This is a genomic window from Thermus thermophilus (genome assembly GCF_019974155.1).
Classification (GTDB): domain Bacteria; phylum Deinococcota; class Deinococci; order Deinococcales; family Thermaceae; genus Thermus; species Thermus thermophilus_C.
The window spans coordinates 731,897-751,365 of record NZ_AP025158.1 but is presented as its reverse complement, the minus strand read 5'-3'; the positions used below and the strand labels follow the sequence as shown (position 1 = coordinate 751,365).

Annotated in this window: 24 protein-coding genes, 3 pseudogenes and 1 riboswitch; of the genes and pseudogenes, 23 read left to right on the top strand and 4 right to left on the bottom strand. The window is 67.8% G+C overall.

Translation table 11 applies throughout. The annotated features are described in order from the left end of the window. Window positions 1-74 precede the first annotated feature (74 nt). The 11 genes and pseudogenes from TthTMY_RS04185 to TthTMY_RS04140 all read left to right on the top strand — a co-directional run bounded on the left by TthTMY_RS04185 (window position 75) and on the right by TthTMY_RS04140 (window position 8,170). Window positions 75-884: a cyclase family protein gene (locus TthTMY_RS04185; protein WP_223903444.1), complete on the top strand. Its 810-nt coding sequence runs from the start codon at window positions 75-77 to the stop codon at window positions 882-884. Next, window positions 878-1,426 carry a peroxidase-related enzyme gene (locus tag TthTMY_RS04180; protein WP_223903443.1) on the top strand — a complete coding sequence of 183 codons (549 nt, stop codon included), beginning with the start codon at window positions 878-880 and terminating at the stop codon, window positions 1,424-1,426. Before TthTMY_RS04185 ends, TthTMY_RS04180 begins: the two co-directional genes overlap by 7 nt. Beyond that, window positions 1,423-2,196, top strand: coding sequence for an ABC transporter ATP-binding protein (locus TthTMY_RS04175; RefSeq protein WP_223903442.1), 774 nt, complete (start codon window positions 1,423-1,425; stop codon window positions 2,194-2,196). The genes TthTMY_RS04180 and TthTMY_RS04175 overlap by 4 nt, the downstream gene beginning before the upstream one ends. Then, window positions 2,183-2,959: an ABC transporter permease gene (locus TthTMY_RS04170; protein WP_223903441.1), complete on the top strand. Its 777-nt coding sequence runs from the start codon at window positions 2,183-2,185 to the stop codon at window positions 2,957-2,959. Before TthTMY_RS04175 ends, TthTMY_RS04170 begins: the two co-directional genes overlap by 14 nt. After that, window positions 2,956-3,951, top strand: a complete 996-nt coding sequence (locus TthTMY_RS04165; protein ID WP_223903440.1) for an ABC transporter substrate-binding protein — start codon at window positions 2,956-2,958, stop codon at window positions 3,949-3,951. The genes TthTMY_RS04170 and TthTMY_RS04165 overlap by 4 nt, the downstream gene beginning before the upstream one ends. Before the next feature lie 28 nt (window positions 3,952-3,979). Further along, window positions 3,980-4,312 (top strand): annotated as a pseudogene (locus tag TthTMY_RS11820) (C4-dicarboxylate ABC transporter substrate-binding protein); the annotation flags it as partial. 106 nt (window positions 4,313-4,418) lie between these two features. Further along, window positions 4,419-4,937, top strand: a complete 519-nt coding sequence (gene dctP / locus TthTMY_RS11815; protein ID WP_267873996.1) for a TRAP transporter substrate-binding protein DctP — start codon at window positions 4,419-4,421, stop codon at window positions 4,935-4,937. Next, complete coding sequence (locus TthTMY_RS04155) at window positions 4,934-5,419, top strand: TRAP transporter small permease (protein ID WP_096412789.1); 486 nt, start codon at window positions 4,934-4,936, stop codon at window positions 5,417-5,419. Before dctP ends, TthTMY_RS04155 begins: the two co-directional genes overlap by 4 nt. Continuing rightward, on the top strand, window positions 5,416-6,717 hold the full coding sequence (locus tag TthTMY_RS04150; protein WP_096412785.1) for a TRAP transporter large permease: 1,302 nt from the start codon (window positions 5,416-5,418) through the stop codon (window positions 6,715-6,717). Before TthTMY_RS04155 ends, TthTMY_RS04150 begins: the two co-directional genes overlap by 4 nt. Before the next feature lie 2 nt (window positions 6,718-6,719). Next, on the top strand, window positions 6,720-7,406 hold the full coding sequence (locus tag TthTMY_RS04145) for an MBL fold metallo-hydrolase (RefSeq protein ID WP_096412781.1): 687 nt from the start codon (window positions 6,720-6,722) through the stop codon (window positions 7,404-7,406). 11 nt (window positions 7,407-7,417) lie between these two features. Beyond that, window positions 7,418-8,170 (top strand): LamB/YcsF family protein, encoded by a 753-nt coding sequence (locus tag TthTMY_RS04140; protein ID WP_096412778.1) that lies wholly within the window; start codon window positions 7,418-7,420, stop codon window positions 8,168-8,170. A 46-nt stretch (window positions 8,171-8,216) separates the two neighbouring features. Here TthTMY_RS04140 and TthTMY_RS04135 read toward each other — a convergent pair. Then, window positions 8,217-8,660, bottom strand: a pseudogene (locus TthTMY_RS04135) (transposase); the annotation flags it as partial. 269 nt (window positions 8,661-8,929) lie between these two features. On the opposite strand from TthTMY_RS04135, the gene TthTMY_RS04130 reads away from it, so the two are divergent. From TthTMY_RS04130 to TthTMY_RS04115, 4 genes and pseudogenes are all read left to right on the top strand, one after another. Then, entirely contained in the window at window positions 8,930-9,394 is a 465-nt protein-coding gene (locus tag TthTMY_RS04130; RefSeq protein ID WP_157745789.1) for an IS3 family transposase, read from the top strand. Continuing rightward, the gene (locus TthTMY_RS04125; protein ID WP_157745837.1) at window positions 9,384-9,710 is read left to right on the top strand and encodes an integrase core domain-containing protein; all 327 of its coding nucleotides are present in this window, start codon (window positions 9,384-9,386) and stop codon (window positions 9,708-9,710) included. Before TthTMY_RS04130 ends, TthTMY_RS04125 begins: the two co-directional genes overlap by 11 nt. A gap of 2 nt (window positions 9,711-9,712) precedes the next feature. Continuing rightward, window positions 9,713-9,922, top strand: a complete 210-nt coding sequence (locus tag TthTMY_RS04120) for a hypothetical protein (protein ID WP_223903439.1) — start codon at window positions 9,713-9,715, stop codon at window positions 9,920-9,922. 24 nt (window positions 9,923-9,946) lie between these two features. After that, a pseudogene (locus TthTMY_RS04115) lies at window positions 9,947-10,159 on the top strand (hypothetical protein); the annotation flags it as partial. A gap of 17 nt (window positions 10,160-10,176) precedes the next feature. On the opposite strand, the gene TthTMY_RS04110 reads toward TthTMY_RS04115, so the two are convergent. From TthTMY_RS04110 to TthTMY_RS11935, 3 genes are all read right to left on the bottom strand, one after another. Next, entirely contained in the window at window positions 10,177-10,632 is a 456-nt protein-coding gene (locus TthTMY_RS04110; protein WP_096412770.1) for a PIN domain-containing protein, read from the bottom strand. Continuing rightward, window positions 10,613-10,855 carry an AbrB/MazE/SpoVT family DNA-binding domain-containing protein gene (locus TthTMY_RS04105; RefSeq protein ID WP_096412768.1) on the bottom strand — a complete coding sequence of 81 codons (243 nt, stop codon included), beginning with the start codon at window positions 10,853-10,855 and terminating at the stop codon, window positions 10,613-10,615. The genes TthTMY_RS04110 and TthTMY_RS04105 overlap by 20 nt, the downstream gene beginning before the upstream one ends. 77 nt (window positions 10,856-10,932) lie before the next feature. Continuing rightward, complete coding sequence (locus tag TthTMY_RS11935) at window positions 10,933-11,262, bottom strand: transposase (RefSeq protein ID WP_157745831.1); 330 nt, start codon at window positions 11,260-11,262, stop codon at window positions 10,933-10,935. 742 nt (window positions 11,263-12,004) lie between these two features. Next, window positions 12,005-12,094: riboswitch (cobalamin riboswitch) on the top strand. Between the two features lie 152 nt (window positions 12,095-12,246). On the opposite strand from TthTMY_RS11935, the gene TthTMY_RS04090 reads away from it, so the two are divergent. The 8 genes from TthTMY_RS04090 to TthTMY_RS04055 all read left to right on the top strand — a co-directional run bounded on the left by TthTMY_RS04090 (window position 12,247) and on the right by TthTMY_RS04055 (window position 19,180). Further along, a complete protein-coding gene (locus TthTMY_RS04090) occupies window positions 12,247-12,648 on the top strand; it encodes an acyl-CoA thioesterase (protein ID WP_096412763.1) in 402 nt (133 codons plus the stop codon). Further along, on the top strand, window positions 12,629-13,603 hold the full coding sequence (locus tag TthTMY_RS04085) for a ribonucleotide-diphosphate reductase subunit beta (protein ID WP_096412760.1): 975 nt from the start codon (window positions 12,629-12,631) through the stop codon (window positions 13,601-13,603). The genes TthTMY_RS04090 and TthTMY_RS04085 overlap by 20 nt, the downstream gene beginning before the upstream one ends. Window positions 13,604-13,612: 9 nt before the next feature. Further along, the gene (locus TthTMY_RS04080; RefSeq protein WP_096412757.1) at window positions 13,613-15,292 is read left to right on the top strand and encodes a ribonucleoside-diphosphate reductase subunit alpha; all 1,680 of its coding nucleotides are present in this window, start codon (window positions 13,613-13,615) and stop codon (window positions 15,290-15,292) included. A 145-nt stretch (window positions 15,293-15,437) separates the two neighbouring features. After that, the gene (locus TthTMY_RS04075; protein WP_096412755.1) at window positions 15,438-15,758 is read left to right on the top strand and encodes an antibiotic biosynthesis monooxygenase family protein; all 321 of its coding nucleotides are present in this window, start codon (window positions 15,438-15,440) and stop codon (window positions 15,756-15,758) included. Continuing rightward, window positions 15,751-16,371 carry a DUF3386 family protein gene (locus TthTMY_RS04070; protein ID WP_096412752.1) on the top strand — a complete coding sequence of 207 codons (621 nt, stop codon included), beginning with the start codon at window positions 15,751-15,753 and terminating at the stop codon, window positions 16,369-16,371. The genes TthTMY_RS04075 and TthTMY_RS04070 overlap by 8 nt, the downstream gene beginning before the upstream one ends. Then, window positions 16,368-17,273, top strand: coding sequence for a heme/hemin ABC transporter substrate-binding protein (locus TthTMY_RS04065; RefSeq protein ID WP_096412749.1), 906 nt, complete (start codon window positions 16,368-16,370; stop codon window positions 17,271-17,273). The genes TthTMY_RS04070 and TthTMY_RS04065 overlap by 4 nt, the downstream gene beginning before the upstream one ends. 103 nt (window positions 17,274-17,376) lie before the next feature. After that, on the top strand, window positions 17,377-18,402 hold the full coding sequence (locus TthTMY_RS04060; protein ID WP_096412743.1) for a FecCD family ABC transporter permease: 1,026 nt from the start codon (window positions 17,377-17,379) through the stop codon (window positions 18,400-18,402). After that, complete coding sequence (locus TthTMY_RS04055; protein WP_223903438.1) at window positions 18,395-19,180, top strand: ABC transporter ATP-binding protein; 786 nt, start codon at window positions 18,395-18,397, stop codon at window positions 19,178-19,180. The genes TthTMY_RS04060 and TthTMY_RS04055 overlap by 8 nt, the downstream gene beginning before the upstream one ends. Window positions 19,181-19,469 lie beyond the last annotated feature (289 nt).

Here is a 19,469-nt window from a genome sequence, read left to right as displayed (position 1 = left end):
CTCGCAAGTCCGGCCCTCCGCTTGCAAACGTATGCGGGAACGTGGTACGTTCTCCTAAGAAAAAGGAGGCAACCATGTGCGCACCCCTGGTGATGGAGCAGGTGGCCCGCTCCCTTTCCCGCAGGCGCTTCCTGGCCTCGGGCCTCGCCGCGCTCGCGGGGGCGGCCTTGGCCCAGGCCCAGGTTCCCGGGAAGGCCTTCAGCCGCGCGGTGGACCTCACCCACGAGCTCACCCCGGAGATCCCCCTCTTCCCCGGGGCGGAGCCCATGCGCATCACCACCCTGGTCACGGTGCGGCAAAACGGCTACTACGGGAACCGCCTGGACCTCTGGGAGCACTCCGGCACCCACATGGACGCCCCCGCCCACTTCGTGGAGGGGGCCCCCACGGCGGAGAAGCTTCCCGTGGGCGTCCTCATCGCCCCCCTGGCGGTGATCCACATCCACGAGAAGGCGGCCAAGGACCCCGACGCCCAGGTGACGCCGGACGACCTCCTGGCCTACGAGAGGCGGTACGGCCGCCTGCCCAAGGGGGCCTTCGTGGCCATGCACTCCGGCTGGGAGGCCAGGTGGAAGGACCCCAAGGCCTTCCTCAACCAGGACGCCTCCGGCACCCTCCACTTCCCCGGCTTCTCCCCCGAGGCGGCGGAGTTTTTGGTGCGGGAGCGGGAGATCGTGGGCCTCGGGGTGGACACCCTCTCCCTGGACTTCGGCCCCTCCAAGGACTTCAAGACCCACGTCACCGTCCTCGGGGCGGGGAAGTACGGCCTGGAGAACCTGGCCAACCTGGCCCAGGTGCCCCCCTCCGGGGCCCTGATCTTCGTGGGCGGGCCCAAGCACCAGAAGGCCTCCGGCGGCCCGGTGCGGGCGGTGGCCGTATGGTGATCTCCTGGCTCCGGGTGCCGGAGGAAGGGGAGCTTTCCGAAGAGGTGCGGGCGCTCTTCGCCCGCTTCCTTGAGAAGACGGGCTTCGTGCCCAACGTGGCCCGCGCCTTCGCCCTAAGCCCCCGCTTCCTCCTCTGGTTCCGCTACTACGACGCCCTGATGCGGGGGGAGGGCCTCCTGAGCCGGGAGGAAAAGGAGGCCATGGCGGTGGCCGTCAGCGGGGAGAACCGCTGCGAGTACTGCGTGGCGAGCCACAAGCGCTACCTGAAGGACCTCACCGGGGACCCCATCCTCCCCGAGGTCCTGGCGGCCAACCCCCGCCGGGCGGAGATGCCCCCGAGGATGCGGGCCCTGGTGGAGTTCGCCCTCAAGGTGACCCACCGCCACCACGAGATGACCGAGGAGGACCTGAAGCCCCTTAGGGAGGCGGGCCTCTCGGACGAGGCCATCCTCGAGGCCGCCGAGGTGGCCGCCATGTTCAACTTCACCAACCGGCTCCTCAACAGCCTCGGCTTCAAGCCCAACCCGGAGTACTACGGATGAGCTTCCTGGAGTTCCGCAGGCTGAGCGTGGCCTTCGGGGACTACGTGGCCGTGGAAGGCGTCTCCCTCCGGGTCGCCGAGGGGGAGTTCGTGAGCCTGGTGGGGCCCACGGGGTGCGGCAAGAGCACCCTCCTGAACGTAGCCGCGGGCCTCCTTTCCCCAAGCGAAGGGGAGGTGTGGGTGGCGGGGAGGCCCCTCAAGGGGCTCAACCCCCTGGCGGGCTACCTCTTCCAGCAGGACGCCATCCTCCCCTGGAAGACCGCCTTGGACAACGTGGCCCTGCCCCTGGTCTTCCGGGGCACCCCTTGGGGGGAGGCGCGGGAGCGGGCCCGGGCCTGGCTTGCCAAGGTGGGCCTGGAGCGCTTCGCCCAGCGCTTCCCCCACCAGCTCTCCGGGGGGCAGAGGAAGCGGGTGGGCCTCGCCCAGGTGCTCATCGCCGGCCCCAAGCTCCTCCTCATGGACGAGCCCTTCTCCGCCCTGGACGTGCAGACGCGGCAGCTTATGGAGAACGAGCTCCTAAGGCTTTGGCAGGAGGACCGGAAGACCGTCCTCTTCGTCACCCACGACCTGGAGGAGGCCATCGCCCTCTCCGACCGGGTGGTGGTGATGGCCGCGGGGCCCCGCTCCCGGCCCATCGGGGACTTCCCCATCCCCCTCCCGAGGCCGAGGGACGTGGCCGAGGTGCGGCTCACCCCGGAGTTTCTCCGGCTCCACCGGGAGATCTGGGAGCTTTTGCGAGGGGAGGTGATGCGGGCCCATGCGGGGGCTTAGGGTGAGGCTCTGGCAAGGGGGGCTCCTTTTGGGCCTCCTCCTCCTCTGGGAGTGGGCCTCGAGGACGGGCCGCATTGACCCCTTCTTCTTCTCCTACCCCTCGGAGATCGCCTCCAGGGTCTTCCGCTGGTTCGCCACCGGGGAGATCTACCCCCACCTCTACGTGACCACGGTGGAGATGCTCCTGGCCTTCGCCCTGGGCACCCTCCTCGGCGTGGCCCTGGGGCTTTGGCTCGCCCTGGCCCCGGGGCCTGCGGCGGTCCTGGACCCCTACATCAAGGCCCTGAACGCCATCCCCCGGGTGGTCCTCGCCCCCATCTTCACCCTCTGGTTCGGCCTCGGGATCCTCTCCAAGGTGGCCCTGGGCATCACCCTGGTCTTCTTCGTGGCCTTCTTCAACACCTACCAGGGGGTGAAGGAGGTGCCCCCCGTGGTCCTGCAGAACGCCAGGCTCCTCGGGGCGAGGCGCTCCCACCTCCTGCGCCACGTCTACCTCCCCGCGGCGGCGAGCTGGATCTTCAGTTCCCTGAGGACCTCCATCGGCTTCGCCGTCATCGGGGCCGTGGTGGGGGAGTACCTGGGGAGCGCCGCGGGCCTCGGCTACCTCATCGCCCAGGCGGAGGGGGTCTTTGACACCACCGGAGTCTTCGCCGGGATGGTGGTCCTCATGGCCTTCGTCCTGGTGCTGGACGCCCTGGTGGGGGCGGTGGAGAGGCGGCTCCTCGTGTGGCGGCCCAAGGAACGGGAAGGAGGTACGGCATGAAGCGGATCTGGATCGGGCTTTTGCTGGTGCTCTTGGCCTTCGGCTTCGCCCAGAAGCGGGTGGTCCTGGGCGTGGGCGGGAAGACCGCGGTGGTCTACCTGCCCCTCACCGTGGTGGAGCGCCTGGGCTACTTCAAGGACGAGGGCCTGGACGTGGTGATCCAGGACCTCCAGGCGGGCTCCCGCGCCCTCCAGGCCCTGGTGGGGGGGAGCGTGGAGGTGGTCATGGGCTTCTACGACCACACCATCCAGATGCAGGCCCAGGGCCGGGACATCGTGGCCTTCGTGCAGGTGGGGCGCTACCCCGCCATCGTGCTGGGGGTGCGGGCGGACCTGGCGGACCAGGTGAGGAGCGTGGCCGACCTGAAGGGGAAAAAGGTCGGGGTCACCGCCCCAGGGAGCTCCACCCACTTCTTCCTCAACTACCTCCTGGTCAAAAACGGCCTCAAGCCCACGGACGTCTCCGTCATCGGCGTTTCCGTGGGCGCCCAGGCGGTGGCCGCGGTGCAGAACAAGCAGGTGGACGCCATCTCCAACGTGGAGCCCGCCATCACCCTCCTGGAGGAACGGGGCCTCCTCAAGGTCCTGGCGGACACCCGCACCACCAAGGGCACCCGGGAGGTCCTGGGGGGCGAGTACCCGGCGGCGGTCCTCTACACCACCCGGGCCTGGCTGGAGAGGAACCCCGACACCGCCCAAAGGCTGGTGAACGCCATGGTGCGGGGCCTCCGCTGGATGCAGGGGAAAAGCCCCGAGGAGATCGCCCAGATCCTCCCCGAGGAGTACTTCCTGGGGGACCGGGACCTCTACCTGAAGGTGCTCCGCAACTCCCTGGAGTCCTTCTCCCCCACAGGGCGGTTCAGCGACACCGCGCCCTTAAGGCCCCTCACGGTCCTCTCGGCCTTTGACCCCAAGGTGGCCCAGGCCCGGATAGACCTCAAGCGCACCTACACCAACGAGTTCGTGAACCGGGCCCTGCAAAACCTCAGGTAAGATCGGGAAGAAGAAAGGGAGGTTGGGAATGAAGCGGCTCGCGACGGCTTTATCCCTCCTGGCCCTGGGCGCCCTGGCCCAGACCTGGAACATGGCCACCCCCTATCCCCCCGGGAACTTCCACACCCAAAACATCCTGCAGTTCGTCAAGGAGGTGGAGGAGGCCACGGGGGGCAGGGTCAGGATCACCGTCCACCCCGGGGGCTCCCTCTTCCCCCACCCGCAGATCCTGCCCGCGGTGCGGAACGGCCAGGTGCAGATGGGGGAGGTGCTCATGTCCCTCCTTGCCAACGAAAACCCCCTCTTCAACCTGGACTCCATCCCCTTCGTGGCCACCAGCTACGAGGAGGCGCGGAGGCTTTACCAGGCCCAGCGGCCCGAGGTGGAGAAGTGGCTGGCCCAAAGGGGCGTGGTCTTTCTCTACGCCGTGCCCTGGCCCCCCCCAGGGCCTGTACACCAAGCGGCCGGTGAACACCGCCCAGGACCTCAAGGGCACGCGCTTCCGCGCCTACAACCCCGCCACGGCCCGGCTGGCGGAGCTTTTGGGCATGACCCCGGTCCAGGTAGAGGCCGCCGACATCCCCCAGGCCTTCGCCACGGGCATCGTGGAGGCCATGATCACCTCCCCCGTCACCGGGGTGGACAGCCAGGCCTGGGACTTCGCCCGCTACTTCTACGACCTCAAGGCTTGGATTCCCAAGAACATGGTGGTGGTGGGGCGCCGGGCCTTTGAAAGCCTCTCCCCTCAGGACCGGGAAGCCCTCCTCCAGGCGGCCAGGCGGGCCGAGGAACGGGGCTGGCGCCTGAGCCAGGAGCAGGAGGAGAAGGCCATCCAGACCCTCGCCGCCCGGGGCATGCAGGTGGTCAAGCCCTCGGCCGCCCTCATGGCCGACCTCAAGAAGGTGGGCCAGACCATGATCCTGGAGTGGCAGCGGCAGGTGGGGGCCACGGGGGTCCAGGTCTACCGCCGCTACCTCGGGCGATGAGCCTTTGGGAAAAGGCCCTGGGGGCGGCCTTTCGCCTGGCCGAACTTCTCGCCGCCCTCATGGGCCTCTTCATCCTCCTGGTCATCCTAGCCCAGGTGGCGGGGCGGTACCTGGGCTTCGTGGTGCCCTCCGCCCTGGAGATGGCGGGCTTCGCCACCGCCGGGCTCATCTTCCTGGGCCTGGCTCCCACCCTGCGGGCAGGGGGGCACATCCGGGTGGGGCTCCTCCTCAGGCGGCTTCCCCCGGGGCCGAGGCGCGTGGCCGAGAGCCTGAGCCTTGGCCTTGGCCTCCTGGCCGCCCTTTACGCGGGCCTTCAAGCCTGGCTTAGGGTGGGGGAAAGCTACCGCTTCGGCGACCTGGCCCCGGGGCTCTTGCCCCTACCCCTCTGGCTTCCCCAAACCTTCCTGGCCCTAGGCCTCACCTTCTTCGCCCTGGCCCTCCTCGAGGCCTTCCTCCGGGCCCTGAAGGGGGTGGCCCCGTGAGCCTCCTCGAGGCGGGCCTCCTCCTGGTCCTCGGCCTCTTCCTGCTCCTCGCCCTCGGGGTCTACGTGGGCCTGGCCCTCCTTCTCGTGGGCCTCTTCGGTCTCGCCTTCCTCACCTCCGCCCCTCCGGGGCCCAACCTGGCCACCGCCCTTTGGACCAGCACCTCGGGCTTTAGCCTAGCCGCCCTGCCCCTCTTCGTCTGGATGGGGGAGATCCTCTACCGCTCCCGGCTGGCCCAGGGGCTTTTCCAAGGCTTAAGCCCCCTTCTCTCCCGCCTGCCCGGGGGGCTCCTCCACGTGAACGTGGTGGCCAGCGCCCTCTTCGCCGCGGTCATCGGCTCCTCGGCGGCCACCACCGCCACCGTGGGCCGCTTCACCCTGCCCGAACTCCTGCGCCGGGGTTACCCCAAGCCCTTGGCCCTGGGCTCCTTGGCGGGGGCGGGCACCTTGGGCTTCCTCATCCCCCCGAGCGTCGTCATGATCGTCTACGGGGTGATGGCCGAGGTCTCCGTGGCCCGGCTCTTCATGGCCGGGGTGGTGCCGGGGGTGGTCCTCACCCTGCTCTTCATGCTCCTCCTGGCCCTCCTCGCCCTGGCCCGCCGGGGCGAACTCCCCCAGGAACCCCCTAAGCCCCTCGGGGAGGCCTTGAAGAGCCTGTTGGGCGTCCTTCCCATCCTCTTCCTGATCCTCTTGGTCCTGGGCTCCATCTACCTGGGGGTGGCCACCCCCACGGAGGCGGCGGCCATCGGGGTGGTGGGGGCGCTTTTCCTCGCCGCCCTAAACCGGGAGCTTTCCCTGGACACCTTCCGCCAAAGCCTTCTCGGGGCGGTGCGCACCACGAGCATGATCGGCCTCATCCTGGCGGGGGCCGGGGTGCTCACCCTGGCCATGGGCTTCACCGGCATTCCCAGAGCCCTGGCCGCCTGGGCGGTGGAGGCGGGGATCACTCCCCTGCTCCTCATCCTTTTCCTAAGCCTGGTCTACATCGTCCTGGGCTGGTTCTTGGACGGCATCTCCATCGTGGTCCTCACCATCAGCGTCATCCTGCCCGTGGTCAAGGCCATCGGGGTGGACCCTCTGTGGTTCGGGGTGTACCTGGTCATCATGGTGGAGCTCGCCCAGATCACCCCGCCCGTGGGGTTCAACCTCTTCGTCCTCCAGTCCTTGAGCGGGGAAGACCTTTTCCGCATCGCCCGCTACAGCCTGCCCTTCATGGGCGTGCTCCTCCTCATGGTGGCCCTCCTGGTGGCCTTCCCGGGGCTCGCCACCTGGCTTCCCCGGACGATGACGGGAGGGTAGGCGTGGAGGTGGTCCCCGTCTACACCGGGTTTCCGGGCAGGAGCCACCGGGGCTACCTGGGGCTTTCCGGCGCCTACCTGGTGGTGGGGCCAAGGCTTCTCCTCTACGACACCCTGGGCTTCGGGGAGCGGGAGGGGCTGTACGCCCGCCTCGAGGCCCTGGGCGTCTCCCCCTTGGACGTGACAGGGGTGGTCCTGAGCCACCTCCACTTTGACCACGCGGCCAACGCCGACCTCTTCCCCTGGGCCGAGGTCTACGTCCACGAGGCGGAGCTCCGCCACGCCGAGCGGGTGGCCAAGGACCCCAGGCTGGACCCCGCCTGCCTCGCCCACCTGCCCAAGGCCCTTTCCCGGCTTACCGCCGTTCTGGAGGGGCCTTTGGCGGCGGGGCTTTCCCTGCTCCGCCTTCCCGGCCACACCCCGGGGCTTTTGGGTCTGGCCGTAAAGGGGGTAGGCGTCTTGGTAAGCGATGCCGTGAAGAGCCGCTTTGACCTCGAGGGCCCGCCGGCCCCTCCCTGCCTGGACCCGGAGGCGGCCCTCAAGAGCCGGGAGCGCCTTTGGGGCTTCCCCAGGCTCTTTCCGGGGCACGACGTCCCCTTGCGGCGCGAGGGGGGCCGCTTCCTTCCCGAGGGCGAGGCCTGCCTGGAGGTCGCCCTCCCCCACGGGGCCAAGGTGACGCTTAAACTTTGAAAGGAGGCGGCATGACGGTGGACCTGAACGCGGACGCGGGCGAGTCCTACGGGCCCTTCGCCTACGGCCATGACCAGGAGATCTTCCCCCTGGTCACCTCGGCCAACCTGGCCTGCGGCTTCCACGGGGGAAGCCCGGGCCGGATCCTGGAGGCGGTGCGCCTGGCCAAGGCCCACGGCGTGGCCGTGGGGGCCCACCCGGGCTTTCCCGACCTCGTGGGCTTTGGCCGAAGGGAGATGGCCCTTTCCCCGGAGGAAGTCTACGCCGACGTGCTCTACCAGGTGGGGGCCCTCTCCGCCTTCCTTAGGGCGGAGGGCCTTCCCCTCCACCACGTCAAGCCCCACGGGGCGCTTTACCTCAAGGCCTGCAAGGACCGGGAGACGGCGAGGGCCATCGCCCTGGCGGTGAAGGCCTTTGACCCGGGGCTTCCCCTCGTGGTCCTCCCGGGGACGGTGTACGAGGAGGAGGCGCGGAAGGCGGGGCTAAGGGTGGTCCTCGAGGCCTTCCCTGAAAGGGCCTACCTGCGAAACGGCCAGCTCGCCCCCCGCTCCATGCCGGGTTCCTGGATCACCGACCCCAAGGAGGCGGCCCGGAGGGCCTTGCGCATGGTGCTGGAGGGGAAGGTGGAGGCCTTAGACGGCGGAGAGGTGGAGGTGCGGGCCGAGACGCTTTGCATCCACGGGGACAACCCCAACGCCCCCGAGGTGGCGAGGGCGGTGCGGAAGGCCCTGGAAGAGGCGGGGGTGGAGGTGCGGGCCTTCTAGCGTTGGTCCATCCCCACGTGCGTGGGGACTACTATCACCCAAGTTGCTACCCAGCCATCTTCTGGGCCAGGAGACTGATGTTATGGGCCAGGACGAAGGTGAGGACCTTGATGACAAAGCCCTCCTGAGTCACGGCGTGGATGCGCCTGGGAAACATGGCGTGAAGCATCCCCCCCACCGTCTCCACCACCCTCCGCCCCACGATGGCCAGGTACTGCATCCAAGGGAGGTACCGCCGACTGTTCCTCCTGCGGATGACCATGGGAGCAACCCCCTGCGCCTCCCGAAGAAGGTCCTCGTACAGATGGCTCTCGTACCCCCGGTCCAGGTAGAGCTCCGCCCCCTCGGGAAGGTCCAGGGGAAGGAGGAGAAGGGAGGCGAGGTCATGAAGGCTTCCCGGGGTCAGGTTCACCTCGTGGATGAACTTCCCGTCGTCCACCAGGAGGTGGAGCTTGAGGCCGTGGAAGTAGACCCGCTTGCTGGGGATGAAGGATGTGGACCCCCTAGACTAGACGCCAACTTTGATGTAGGATGACCCCATCCGGGAGGTTAGTGAAGAAGCCCAAAGCGGTACCCCCACAGGTTAAGTTTCAAGCAGCTCTGGAGGCCATCAAGGGGGAGAATCAGCGCTCTGGAGATCCCCCGGGCCACCTGGTACTACTACCGGAAGCAGAAGGTGGGTCAGGCGAAGCCTAGCTTGGGGCGGACAGGAAAAGGGAGGAGGAAGACCTCCGCCTCAAGAGGGCCATCGAAGAGGTCTTGCTGGAGCACCCCGAGTACGGCTACCGCCGGGTCACCAAGGAGCTCCACAGAAAGGGCATTCTGGTCAACCACAAACGGGTCCACCGCCTACTGCAGGACTTCCACCTCTCCCTGAAGCGCACCGTTCGGAGGCCCAAGCCCAACCCCCTGCTGCAGATCGTCCTCCTGGCCGGGGACAGAGCAGACTTGAGGGCCTCCCTTCTCAGGCAGAGGGAACCGGAGCCCTTTGAGCTCTTGTACACCGACTTCACCCTCCTGCCCTACCGGGGAGGGAAGGCCTGGTTCGTGCCCATCCTGGGTCAGCCGCCTTGGCGGCTACGTTCCCCACAGGACGCGGACGGTGGTGGCCTGGGGTTTAGGGCCTTCTCCCTCGGCGGAGCTGGCCCTGGAGGCGTGGGAGGAGGCCAAGACCTTTCTCCAGGCCCAGGTGGGGAGGTTCCCCAGGGCCCTGGTGCACCATGACCAGGGGGGACCTTTCCTGAGCCACGACTGGGTGGGGACGCTTCTTCTCAGGGACGGGCAGCGGCTTTCCTACAGCCTGATGGGGGCTAAGGGAAACCCTGGGGTGGAGAGCTTTTTTGCCCGGTTCAAGGGGGAGGGAGGAGACCAGTTTTTGGAGGCCAGAAGCCTTGGGGAGCTAAAGGAGGTGGTGAAGGAGCGCCTACGCTACTACCACGAGAGCCGGCTGCACTCGGGGCTCGGTTATCGGACGCCGAGGGAGGCGATGGAGGAGGCGCTGGGGCAAAGCACACAGGACATCACATGGGAGGCAGGGTGAAAGTGTCTAAGTTTAGGGGGCTGGATCACTCTCCCGAGCTCCAACCCGTGGAGCGGGTGTGGCCCCTGGTGGACGCGGTGGTGGCCAACGGGCGGGTGGAGACGGAGGAGGAGCTTTGGGCGAGGGTGGAGGCCCGGTGCGCCTACCTGCAGACCCAACCGGGCCTGATTCGGAGCCATACCCTCTTTCACTGGTGGCCGGGAGGATGCTGAGGGAATGGATCAGGGGGATTTCTTATGAGGCCAAGGAACGAGGGGTGCGGAATGTCGGCTTCGGAGCTGACCCTCGTGGCTACCTACGTCTGGGTGGATGACGAACTGAAAGCCCTGGAGGCCCAGGGCTTCAAGCTCCCCCCAAAGCAAAAGCACCAGAAGACTACCCTGGCCGAGCTCCTGACCCTCGCCATCTGCAAGATACGGCCTTCGGCCGTGACCCTCCTGTTGCAAGGCCCTTGAGGCCTTTTCCCCTAACCCTTGCCCTCCAAGAGGTCCATCACCCCCGCCAGGGCTTCCGCCAGCGAAACCACCCAGAGCCCCCTTACCCTCCTCCCCATGAGGTGCCCAAAGTGGCGCCGGTCCCCAGTCACCAGGGCCTCGGCGCCGGCGCTCCAGGCAGCTGCCAGGATGGGGGCATCCTTAAGGGGCAGGCCTTCCGCCAGCGCTTTCCGCACCAACGCCATCGGGGCCTCGGGGACCGTCCGCACCCGTCCCTGTATCCCCTGGAGGCAGTCCAGGGCCTCGGGCCGCTTGGCCTCCAGGTTGCGCCGGGCTTCCTCCAGGGCGTGGGGGGAGGTGAGGAGGAGAACCTTGGCCTTGGGCGCCAGCTCCAAAAGGGCTCGCGCCCTCCCCTCTTGCCAGCAGGCGGCGAAGAGGACGTTGGCGTCCAGGAAGAGGCGGCGGAGCCTAATGGGCGAGGGCGGCAAGGCGGCCGCGCTCCTCCTCGGTGAGGGTGTCTTCGGCCAGAAGTTCCTGGAGGCGCTCTTCTGTGTAGACCTCTAAGGGGTAGACCCCGGCGGGGCGCAGGAGAAGCCCCCCCTCGGGAGCAAGCTCCACCAGGAAGTAGGCCTCCCCCTCCACGCCCAAGGCCTTGAGGAGGCGCTTGGGAATGGAGAGTTGGCCCTTGCGGCTGAGCTTGGCCAGCTCCATGGTTTCAGTATACCAAAAAGTTGAGTTTCTTTGTTTCCCACTTATCAGAGGCTGTCGTAAAACCCCTCCACGGCCAGCTACGCGGCTCGGGCCAGCCGCTTCACCAACAAGCGAAGCATGCCCAGATACACCCAGGCCTCGCTCACCCGAGGATTTTGCACAAGGTAGCCTGACGGCTGACCGTAGTCCTTGGACAACCGCCGGTTCCGCCCAAGCCAGGCAAAGGTCCGCTCCACCACCCACCGCTTGGGCAAGGGCTTGAACCCCCTCTCCCGCGGAAGCTCCGGCGCCTCTTCCCCCTCCCGCACCCAGACCCCTCGCACCCCCGCGTAGGGAGGGGCCACCACCTCAAGCTCCAGCCCCAGGGAAGAAGCGAGCCCCTTGAGGCCCCGGTACCCCCAGTCCACCGGTACCCCCAGTCCACAAACAGCTTCCGCACTGGGGCCAAAAGGAAAAGCCCGTCCCCAAGCTTTCTGCCCTTGACTTTTTCGCCCCGTCGTTCCCTCGGGGCCCCCTTTTTCCGTGGTCTTGACGGACTGGCTATCCCTCACCCAAACGCTAGGGGGTCACGCCGAAGGCGCATGTTCAAGCGCGTCTCCCCTCTCGTTCTCGGTCTTGGGGACCAGTGGGGCAGGTCCTGGGGCGTAGCCCGCCGCTTGATGCCGTTTTCCAGGGCGGAACGTGCTCTCCCTTTAGGGAAACACCTTCCGGATGGCGTTGGTCACGGGAAGCGTGGTTTGCCGATCGCCCTCCTCGTCACCTTGGCGGGGCGGCCGCCGGGCTTGGGGGCGGGGATGAGGGGCTCCAGGAGGACCCACTCCTCGTCCGTCAAATTGCTGGGGTATGCTCTACGGAGAGCTGCCCTCCGAGCATACCAGACTTTTACAACAGCCTCTAAGTACCCCGCTCTGGCTTGCGCCAGAGCGGGGGCCCCAAAAGAGCCTTCGCAAAGCCCCTCTTCCGGCGTCCCATGTGGCGAAATCAAGGCGCGGGCACTTAGCCTGAGGGGCCGAGAAGGGGGGCCTCGAGGCCCCCCCTCGCCCTTGACCCCTCCCCCAACCTGTGGTAGGGTCTTGGGCAGGACGCCCAAGACTTAGGGTGTCCTGGCCGCGATGCCAGGCCGACAGGCCTGGACGCCCAAAGGCGGTGGGGGAAGTCCGGTGGAAGTCCGGCGCTGTCCCGCAACGGTAACCGGCCCAAGCGTCGCGCCCTCCGCCCCGGCCGGAAGCCCGAGTACCCGCTTCGCGGCCCTGCCCCGTAGCCCTCGAGGCAAGGGTGAAGGTGGTGAGACCCGTGGGACCTTAACCTAATCCCCCAAAACCTGCTACGGGCCCAGCGCCCGAAAGAGGCCCCTCGGCTCTAGGAAGTCCTTTCCCGCCCAAGGAGGCGCTATGCGGGAGACGCGCATGGTCTACCCCGTCTTCCCCGGGGAGACCAACCACTACGGAACCCTGTTTGGCGGAACGGTTCTGGCCTGGATGGACCAGGCGGCCTTTGTGGCCGCCACGCGCCACGCGCGCAAGAAGGTGGTGACGGTGCACGCGGACGCCGTGGACTTCAAGCGCCCCGTCCCCCTGGGGGCCATCGTGGAGCTGGTGGCCCGGGTCAAGGAGGTGGGGCGCACCTCCATGCGGGTGGAGGTGGAGATGTGGGTGGAGCCGGTGAAGGAAGGCGAGGAGGCCTACCTGGCCGCCCGGGGCGGGTTCGTCCTGGTGGCGGTGGACGAGAGGGGGAGGCCGAGCCCGGTGCCTCCCCTGGAAGGAGGTGAGGCCCGTGCCCCTCACGGCGCCTAGGCTCGCCTACCGCCCCTACGAGTACCCAGGGCTCCTCCGCTTCCGGGACGCCATCCGGCACAGCTACTGGGTGCACACGGAGTTCAGCTTCCAGTCCGACCTCCAGGACCACGCCCTGGCCGACGAGAAGGAGCGCTCCCTGGTGGAGCGGGCCCTCCTCGCCATCGCCCAGGTGGAGCTCGCCGTCAAGCTCTTCTGGGCCCGGGTCTACGACCGCTTTCCCAAGCCCGAGATCGCCGAGGTGGGCCTCACCTTCGCCGAGAGCGAGGTGCGGCACGCCAACGCCTACGCCCACCTCCTGGAGCTTTTGGGGTTGGAGGAGGCCTTCGGGCGGGCCCTGGAGGAGGCGAGCCCCCTCCGGGAGCGGGCCCAGGCCCTGGGAGAAGCCCTTCGGCGCGCCCAGGGGAAGGACCTGCGGGAGTACGCCCTCGCCCTTTTCCTCTTCTCCGCCTTCACGGAACACGTCTCCCTCTTTTCCCAGTTCTACGTCCTCATGGCCCTAAACCGCCGCGGCAACCGCTATAAAGGGATCTCCAACGCCATCGAGGCCACCAGCAAGGAGGAGAACATCCACGGCCTCTTTGGGGTGGAGCTCCTCCGCCTCCTCCGGGCGGAGCACCCCGAGGCCTTCGGCGAGGGGTTTCAGGAGGAGGCCCTGCGCCTCGCCGAGGGACTTTTCCGGGCGGAGGAGGCCTTGCTGGACTGGCTCTTCTCCGCGGGGGAGCCCGCCCTGGTGGGCCACGGGGAGACCCTGGAGTTCCTCAAGGGGCGCTACAACGAGGTCCTCGCCCTCCATGGGCTCCCCGAAGCCTTCCCCGTGGACCGGACCAGGCTTCGGGACACGGAGTGGTTCACCCTGGAGCTCCTCGCCGACAAGGAGGTGGACTTCTTCAACAAGCGGAGCGTGGCCTACGCGCGCAGGGTACAAAGCTTTGATCCGGAGGAGCTTTTCTGAGGAGGAGGCATGACCAAGACCAAGCGGACCTACGAGCCCTGGTACTGGGCCAACGAGCACACCCGTCTCTACATGCGCCGGGGTTACCTGCTGCCCGGGGTGAGCGTGGAGGAGCGGGTGAAGGAGATCGCCCAGCGGGCCGAGGCCCTTACGAAGGTGGAAGGGTTTGGCCGCAAGTTCCTTGAGTACATGGCCCGGGGCTGGTACTCCCTCGCCACCCCCATCTGGGCCAACTACGGCCTCAGGCGGGGCCTTCCCATCTCCTGCTACGGCACCTACGTGGAGGACGACACCGCCTCCATCCTGAGAGCGGTGGCCGAGGTGGGGATGATGAGCAAGCAGGGAGGCGGAACCTCCCTCTACCTGGGGAGGCTCCGCCCCCGGGGGGCCCCCATCCGGGACAACGGGGAGAGCAATGGCTCCTTCGCCTTCGCCTCCCTCTTTGACCGGGTGATTGAGGTTTTCAACCAGGGCTCCACCCGCAGGGGCCAGTGCGCCGCCTACCTGGACGTGGAGCACCCCGACCTCGAGGAGTGGCTTTCCATCCAGCGGGAACACTCCCCGGTGCAGTCCCTCTTCTGGGGGGTGAGCGTGGGGGACCGCTGGCTTGAGGAGATGATCGCCGGGGACGGGGAGAAGCGGGCCCGCTGGGCCAAGATCCTGAAGAGCCGGGCCGAGGTGGGCATCCCCTACCTCTTCTTCCGGGACAACGCCAACCGAAAGGCCCCCGAGGTCTTCCGCGCCTTGGGCAAGACCATCTGGGCCAGCAACCTCTGCACGGAGATCATGCTCCCCTCCTCGGAGGAGGAGAGCTTCGTCTGCTGCCTCTCCTCCCTGAACCTCCTCCACTACGAGGAGTGGAAGGACACGGACGCGGTGGAGACCCTGGTCATTTTCCTGGACTCCGTGCTGGACGACTTCATTGAGAAGGCGGAGGGCATCCCCTACATGGAGCGGGCGGTGCGCTTCGCCAAGCGTTACCGGGCCATCGGCCTCGGGGTCCTGGGCTGGCATAGCTACCTCCAGTCGCAGCGGATCCCCCTGGAAAGCCCCGAGGCCTTCCGGAGAAACGCCGAGATCTTCAAGACCATCCGGGAGCGGGCCGAGGAGGCCTCGAGGTGGCTGAGGAAGCGGCACCCCGAGGACGAGCTCGCCGGGGTGGGGGAGCTTAAGGAACGGCGCAACGCCACCCTCCTCGCCATCGCCCCCACCAAGTCCAGCGCCTTCATCCTGGGCCAGGTCTCCCCCTCCATAGAGCCCTACACCAGCAACTACTACCTGAAGGACCTACAGAAAGCCCGCGTCCCCTTCAAGAACCCCTTCCTGGAGGAGGTGCTGAGGGAAAAGGGCAAGGACGAGGAAAAGGTCTGGCGGAGCATCCTGGAGCACAACGGTTCCGTGCAGCACCTGGACTTCCTCACCGATGAGGAAAAGGCGGTGTTCAAGACCTTCGCCGAAATCTCGCAGATGACCCTGGTGAACCTGGCGGCCTCGAGGCAGAAGCACATTGACCAGGGGCAGTCCCTGAACCTTGTGATCCACCCGGAGGCCCCGCCCAAGGACGTGAACGCCCTGGTTCTCCACGCCTGGCGCTCGGGCCTCAAGGCCCTCTACTACCAGTTCAGCCAGAGCGTGGCCCAGGCCTACAGCCGGGACCTCCTCCTCTCCTGCCAGGCCTGCGAGTCTTAGGGAGAAAGGACCAGGCCCCCTCTCCTCGGATGAGGAGAGGGGGCCTTTTGCGAAGGATTATCGTTTCTGATACTGACAAAATCCGATCGGAACACTTGACATTCTCCCCTGAACCCCTATACTTTCCCCCCTAAGGAGGTGCGCCGTGTTCGTGACCATGAACCGCATCCCCGTCAAACCCGAGTACGCGGAGGCCTTCGAAGAGATTTTCCGCACCCGGGCCCGGCTCGTGGACCGGATGCCGGGGTTTATCCGCAACCTGGTCTTGAGGCCCAAGAACCCGGGGGACCCCTACATCGTCATGACCCTCTGGGAGAGCGAGGAGGCCTTCCGGGCCTGGACGGAAAGCCCCGCCTTCAAGGAGGGGCACGCCCGAAGCGGCACCCTCCCCAAGGAGGCCTTCCTGGGGCCGAACAGGCTGGAGGCCTTTGAGGTGGTCCTGGACTCGGAGGGAAAGGATGGTTGAGGCCCCGCCTGCCTGGGTCCTTCTGAAGCGGGCCCGGGAAAGGGTTTACGTCCTCCCGCCCGACTTCCCCGGCTTCCGGGCCCATCTGAACGTCTGTCTGAACGGCGTCTGGTACGTGGGGACCTTAGAGGCCGAAGGCTTCGCCCCCGAGGTCCTCCACCTTCCCGAGGAAATTCGCTTGCTCGCGCAAAGGGAGCTCGCCTCCCTCCTCGGGCACCGCCGCCCCGTCCCCTTTGAGGAAGGGGAAGGGCGTTACCCCATGCGCCTCTTCGCCGAGGGCCCATTGGGCACGGGCATCGCCCTGGAGGACCCTTTCCGCTCCCGGGTCTGGGTAAAAGAGGGAAGGCTCCACCTCATCGAACGCCACCTTCCCGAAGGCTCTTTCCGCATCCACATGGAAACCTGGCGAAAGGCCGGAGACAAGCTCCTCCCCCATCGCTTTTTCCTGGTTCACCGGAATCCTCAAGGGCACCTTCTTAAAGTGGAGAGGTTTCGGGACGAGTACGCGAAGACAGGCCCTTACTGGCTCCCCGTAGAACGCGAGGTGGTGGCGGAAGGGGAGGACCTAGGGGTTCTGGTCCTGAGGCTTGAGCAAGTGGAGGTGAAAAGATGAAAAGGCTTCTCCTGTTCCTAGGGATCCTTAGCGCCTTGGCCTCGGCCCAACCCTACCGGGTGGTGGACGCCCGGGGAAAGGCGGTGGAGGTGCGCTCCACGGAGCGCATCGTCAGCCTGGACGGGATTACTACCGAGATCCTCTTCGCCCTCGGGGTGGGGGAGAAGGTGGTGGGCCGGGACGACTCCAGCTACTACCCTCCCCAGGCCCAAAAGCTTCCCAGCGTGGGCTACCAGTTCCGCCTCTCCGCCGAAGGGATCCTTTCCCTCAAGCCCACCCTGGCGATCGGGCGGGAGGACGTGCGGCCTAAGGAGGTGGTGGAGCAGCTGGAGAGGGCAGGGGTGGCCGTGGTCCTGGTGCCCGTAACGCCCAGCGTGGAAGGGGCCAAGGCCAAGATCCGCACCGTGGCCCAGGCGGTGGGGCGGGAGGAGCAAGGGGAGGCCCTGGTGCGGGCCCTGGAGCGGGACCTCCTGGCCCTGCGGGCCTTCCAGGCCCAGCAAAAGCCCAAGGGCAAGCTCCGGGCCCTCTTCCTCTACCTTCGGGGCCCGGGGACCACCTTCGTGTGCGGCGAGGGGAGCACCCCGGTGGGGATGATGGAGCTTGCGGGCCTGGAGAACGCCGCCAAGGGCATCCGGGAGTGCCAGCCCATGACGGCCGAAAGCGTGGTGGCGGCACGACCCGAGGTGATCGTGGTCTTCAGCCGAGGCCTCGCGAGCGTGGGGGGGCTGGAAGGTCTCTTGAAGCTCCCCGGTGTAGCCCAGACTCCAGCGGGCCAGAAGCGAAAGGTGGTGGCCATGGACGACCTCTACCTGGGTAGCTTCGGCCCAAGGGCGGGAAGGGCGGCTCTGGACCTCTTCCGGGCCGCCTACCTTCGGGAGGGCTTCGTGGAGGTGGGGCCGTGAGGAGCTACCTCCTCCTCCGGGCCTTTTTCAAGGCGGCCCTGCTCCTGGCCCTGCTGGGCAAGCCGGTGCCCCGGGGACCAGAGGCCGCCTTCCGGGAGGCGGGATGGTAGGCCTCCTCCCCGGCTTCACCCGCTACCGCCTGGCCCTCCTGGGGCTCCTCCTGCTCCTTGCCCTCGCCCTCCTCCTGGGGGCGGCCCTAGGGGCCTACCCCATCCCGCCCGCGGCCATACCGGGGATCCTCCTCCGGGGGGAGGGGGTGGAGTACCAGGTGCTCACCGCCCTCCGCCTGCCCCGGGTCCTGGGGGCGGCCCTGGTGGGTGGGCTCCTGGCCCTGGCAGGGGCCGTCCTCCAGGGGCTCTTCCGCAACCCCCTGGTGGACCCGGGCCTCATCGGGGTCTCCTCGGGGGCGGCCCTGGGGGCGGCCCTCTTCATCGTGCTGGTGCCCGGGGCGGGGCCCCTGGAGGTCTACGCCCTCCCCCTCTTCGCCTTCCTGGGGGGGCTTCTCGCCACCTCCCTCCTCTGGCGCCTGGCCCAAAGCCCCTTGGGGACCCAAGTGACCATCCTCCTCCTCTCGGGCATCGCCCTCAACGCCCTGGTGGGGGCGGGGATCGGGCTCCTCACCTTTCTGGCCACGGAAGAGGAGCTCCGCAGCCTCACCTTCTGGACCCTGGGCGGGTTCTCCGCCCTCACCTGGCGGCTTCTCCTGGCGGGCCTCCCTCTTTCCCTCCTCGCCCTTCTCCTCCTCTTCCCCCTGGCCCGGCCCCTCAACGCCCTGGCCCTGGGGGAGCGGGAGGCCTTCCACCTGGGGGTGGGCCTGGAGGGCCTGAAGCGCCGGGCGGTGGCGGGGGCGGCCCTGGGTGTGGGCGTGGCCGTGGCCCTGGCCGGAGGGGTGGGGTTCTTGGGCCTCGTGGCCCCCCACCTCTTCCGCCTCCTGGCAGGGCCCGACCACCGCTGGCTCCTCCCCGGGTCCTTCCTCCTGGGGGCAAGCCTGGCGGTGCTGGCGGACCTCCTCTCCCGCACCCTGGTGGCCCCAGCGGAGCTCCCCGTGGGGGTGGTCACCGCCCTCCTTGGGGGGCCCTTCTTCCTCTACCTGGTCCTGCGCCACAAGCGGGAGGTGTACCGTGCTTAGGGCCAAGAACCTTGGCTACCGCGTGGGAGAACGCTGGCTCCTTAGGGGCGTGGACCTTACCGTGCGGGAAGAAGAGTTCCTGGCGATCCTAGGGCCCAACGGAAGCGGGAAGACCACCCTCCTAAGGCTCCTCTCCGGTGAGCTTCGGCCCACGGAGGGGGGGGTCTTGTTGCTGGGCAAGCCCCTGTCCGCCTACGCCCCACAGGACCTGGCCCGCCTCCGGGCCGTCCTCTCCCAGAACCGGGAGGGCATGGCCTTCCCCTTCACCGTCTACGAGGTCGCCCTCCTGGGAAGGCTTCCCCACCTCCGGGGGCAGCGGGAGGGCCCGGAGGACCACGGCAAAGCCCTGGAGGCTTTGGGGCGCGCCCAGGCCCTCCCCCTCAGGGAGCGCCTCTTCCCCAGCCTCTCCGGGGGGGAGGCCATGCGGGTAGAGGTGGCCCGGCTCCTGGCCCAGGAGCCCCGGCTCTTCCTCCTGGACGAGCCCACCAACCACCTGGACCCTCGGTATGTCCTGGAGATTCTGGTCCTGTTCCGGGCCCTGGCCTACGAGGGAAGGGGGGTAGTGGCCGTCCTCCACGATCTCAATCTGGCTGGGCTTTTCGCCGACCGCGTGCTCCTCCTAAAGGGGGGGAGGGCCGTGGCCTACGGCCCTCCCCAGGACGTCCTGCGCTCTGACCTCCTGGAGGAGGTGTACGAGGTCCCCTTCGAAGTGCTGGGGCAGCCCGGGGGGCCCACTTTCTGGGTGCCCCTTCCCCGGGAGGTGTTCCGTGGAGCCTGAGCACGCCGAGGTGGTGGCCCGGCTCTCCGAGGACCGCTACCTGGCTCGTTGCTCCTGCAACGGGGGTACCTACCACCTCCACTGGGATGCGGCCACCTTCCGTCTCACGTCGGAGGGGCTCATCTTCCTGGCCCAGGTACTGCAGGACCTCCTCACCCGCGGAGGCGACGAGGGAGTGGTTTGGCTCGGTTCGGTGGGCCTTAGATTCCGGCAAGGGGAAGGATGGGAGCTCCTCCGGCTCCTACGTCAAGGGCTTCCCCCGAAGAAGGAAGAACCCCTAGTCCCGCTC

What these genes read in the sequence shown, in the direction of transcription:
- TthTMY_RS04175 (WP_223903442.1), top strand. Translation starts at nt 1,423, where the DNA reads ATGAGCTTCCTGGAGTTCCGCAGGCTGAGCGTGGCCTTCGGGGACTAC.
- TthTMY_RS04185 (WP_223903444.1), top strand. Translation starts at nt 75, where the DNA reads ATGTGCGCACCCCTGGTGATGGAGCAGGTGGCCCGCTCCCTTTCCCGC.
- TthTMY_RS04060 (WP_096412743.1), top strand. Translation starts at nt 17,377, where the DNA reads ATGGTAGGCCTCCTCCCCGGCTTCACCCGCTACCGCCTGGCCCTCCTG.
- TthTMY_RS04165 (WP_223903440.1), top strand. Translation starts at nt 2,956, where the DNA reads ATGAAGCGGATCTGGATCGGGCTTTTGCTGGTGCTCTTGGCCTTCGGC.
- TthTMY_RS04070 (WP_096412752.1), top strand. Translation starts at nt 15,751, where the DNA reads ATGGTTGAGGCCCCGCCTGCCTGGGTCCTTCTGAAGCGGGCCCGGGAA.
- TthTMY_RS04140 (WP_096412778.1), top strand. Translation starts at nt 7,418, where the DNA reads ATGACGGTGGACCTGAACGCGGACGCGGGCGAGTCCTACGGGCCCTTC.
- TthTMY_RS04155 (WP_096412789.1), top strand. Translation starts at nt 4,934, where the DNA reads ATGAGCCTTTGGGAAAAGGCCCTGGGGGCGGCCTTTCGCCTGGCCGAA.
- TthTMY_RS04090 (WP_096412763.1), top strand. Translation starts at nt 12,247, where the DNA reads ATGCGGGAGACGCGCATGGTCTACCCCGTCTTCCCCGGGGAGACCAAC.
- TthTMY_RS04080 (WP_096412757.1), top strand. Translation starts at nt 13,613, where the DNA reads ATGACCAAGACCAAGCGGACCTACGAGCCCTGGTACTGGGCCAACGAG.
- TthTMY_RS04170 (WP_223903441.1), top strand. Translation starts at nt 2,183, where the DNA reads ATGCGGGGGCTTAGGGTGAGGCTCTGGCAAGGGGGGCTCCTTTTGGGC.
- TthTMY_RS04105 (WP_096412768.1), bottom strand. Translation starts at nt 10,855, where the DNA reads ATGGAGCTGGCCAAGCTCAGCCGCAAGGGCCAACTCTCCATTCCCAAG.
- TthTMY_RS04065 (WP_096412749.1), top strand. Translation starts at nt 16,368, where the DNA reads ATGAAAAGGCTTCTCCTGTTCCTAGGGATCCTTAGCGCCTTGGCCTCG.
- TthTMY_RS04180 (WP_223903443.1), top strand. Translation starts at nt 878, where the DNA reads ATGGTGATCTCCTGGCTCCGGGTGCCGGAGGAAGGGGAGCTTTCCGAA.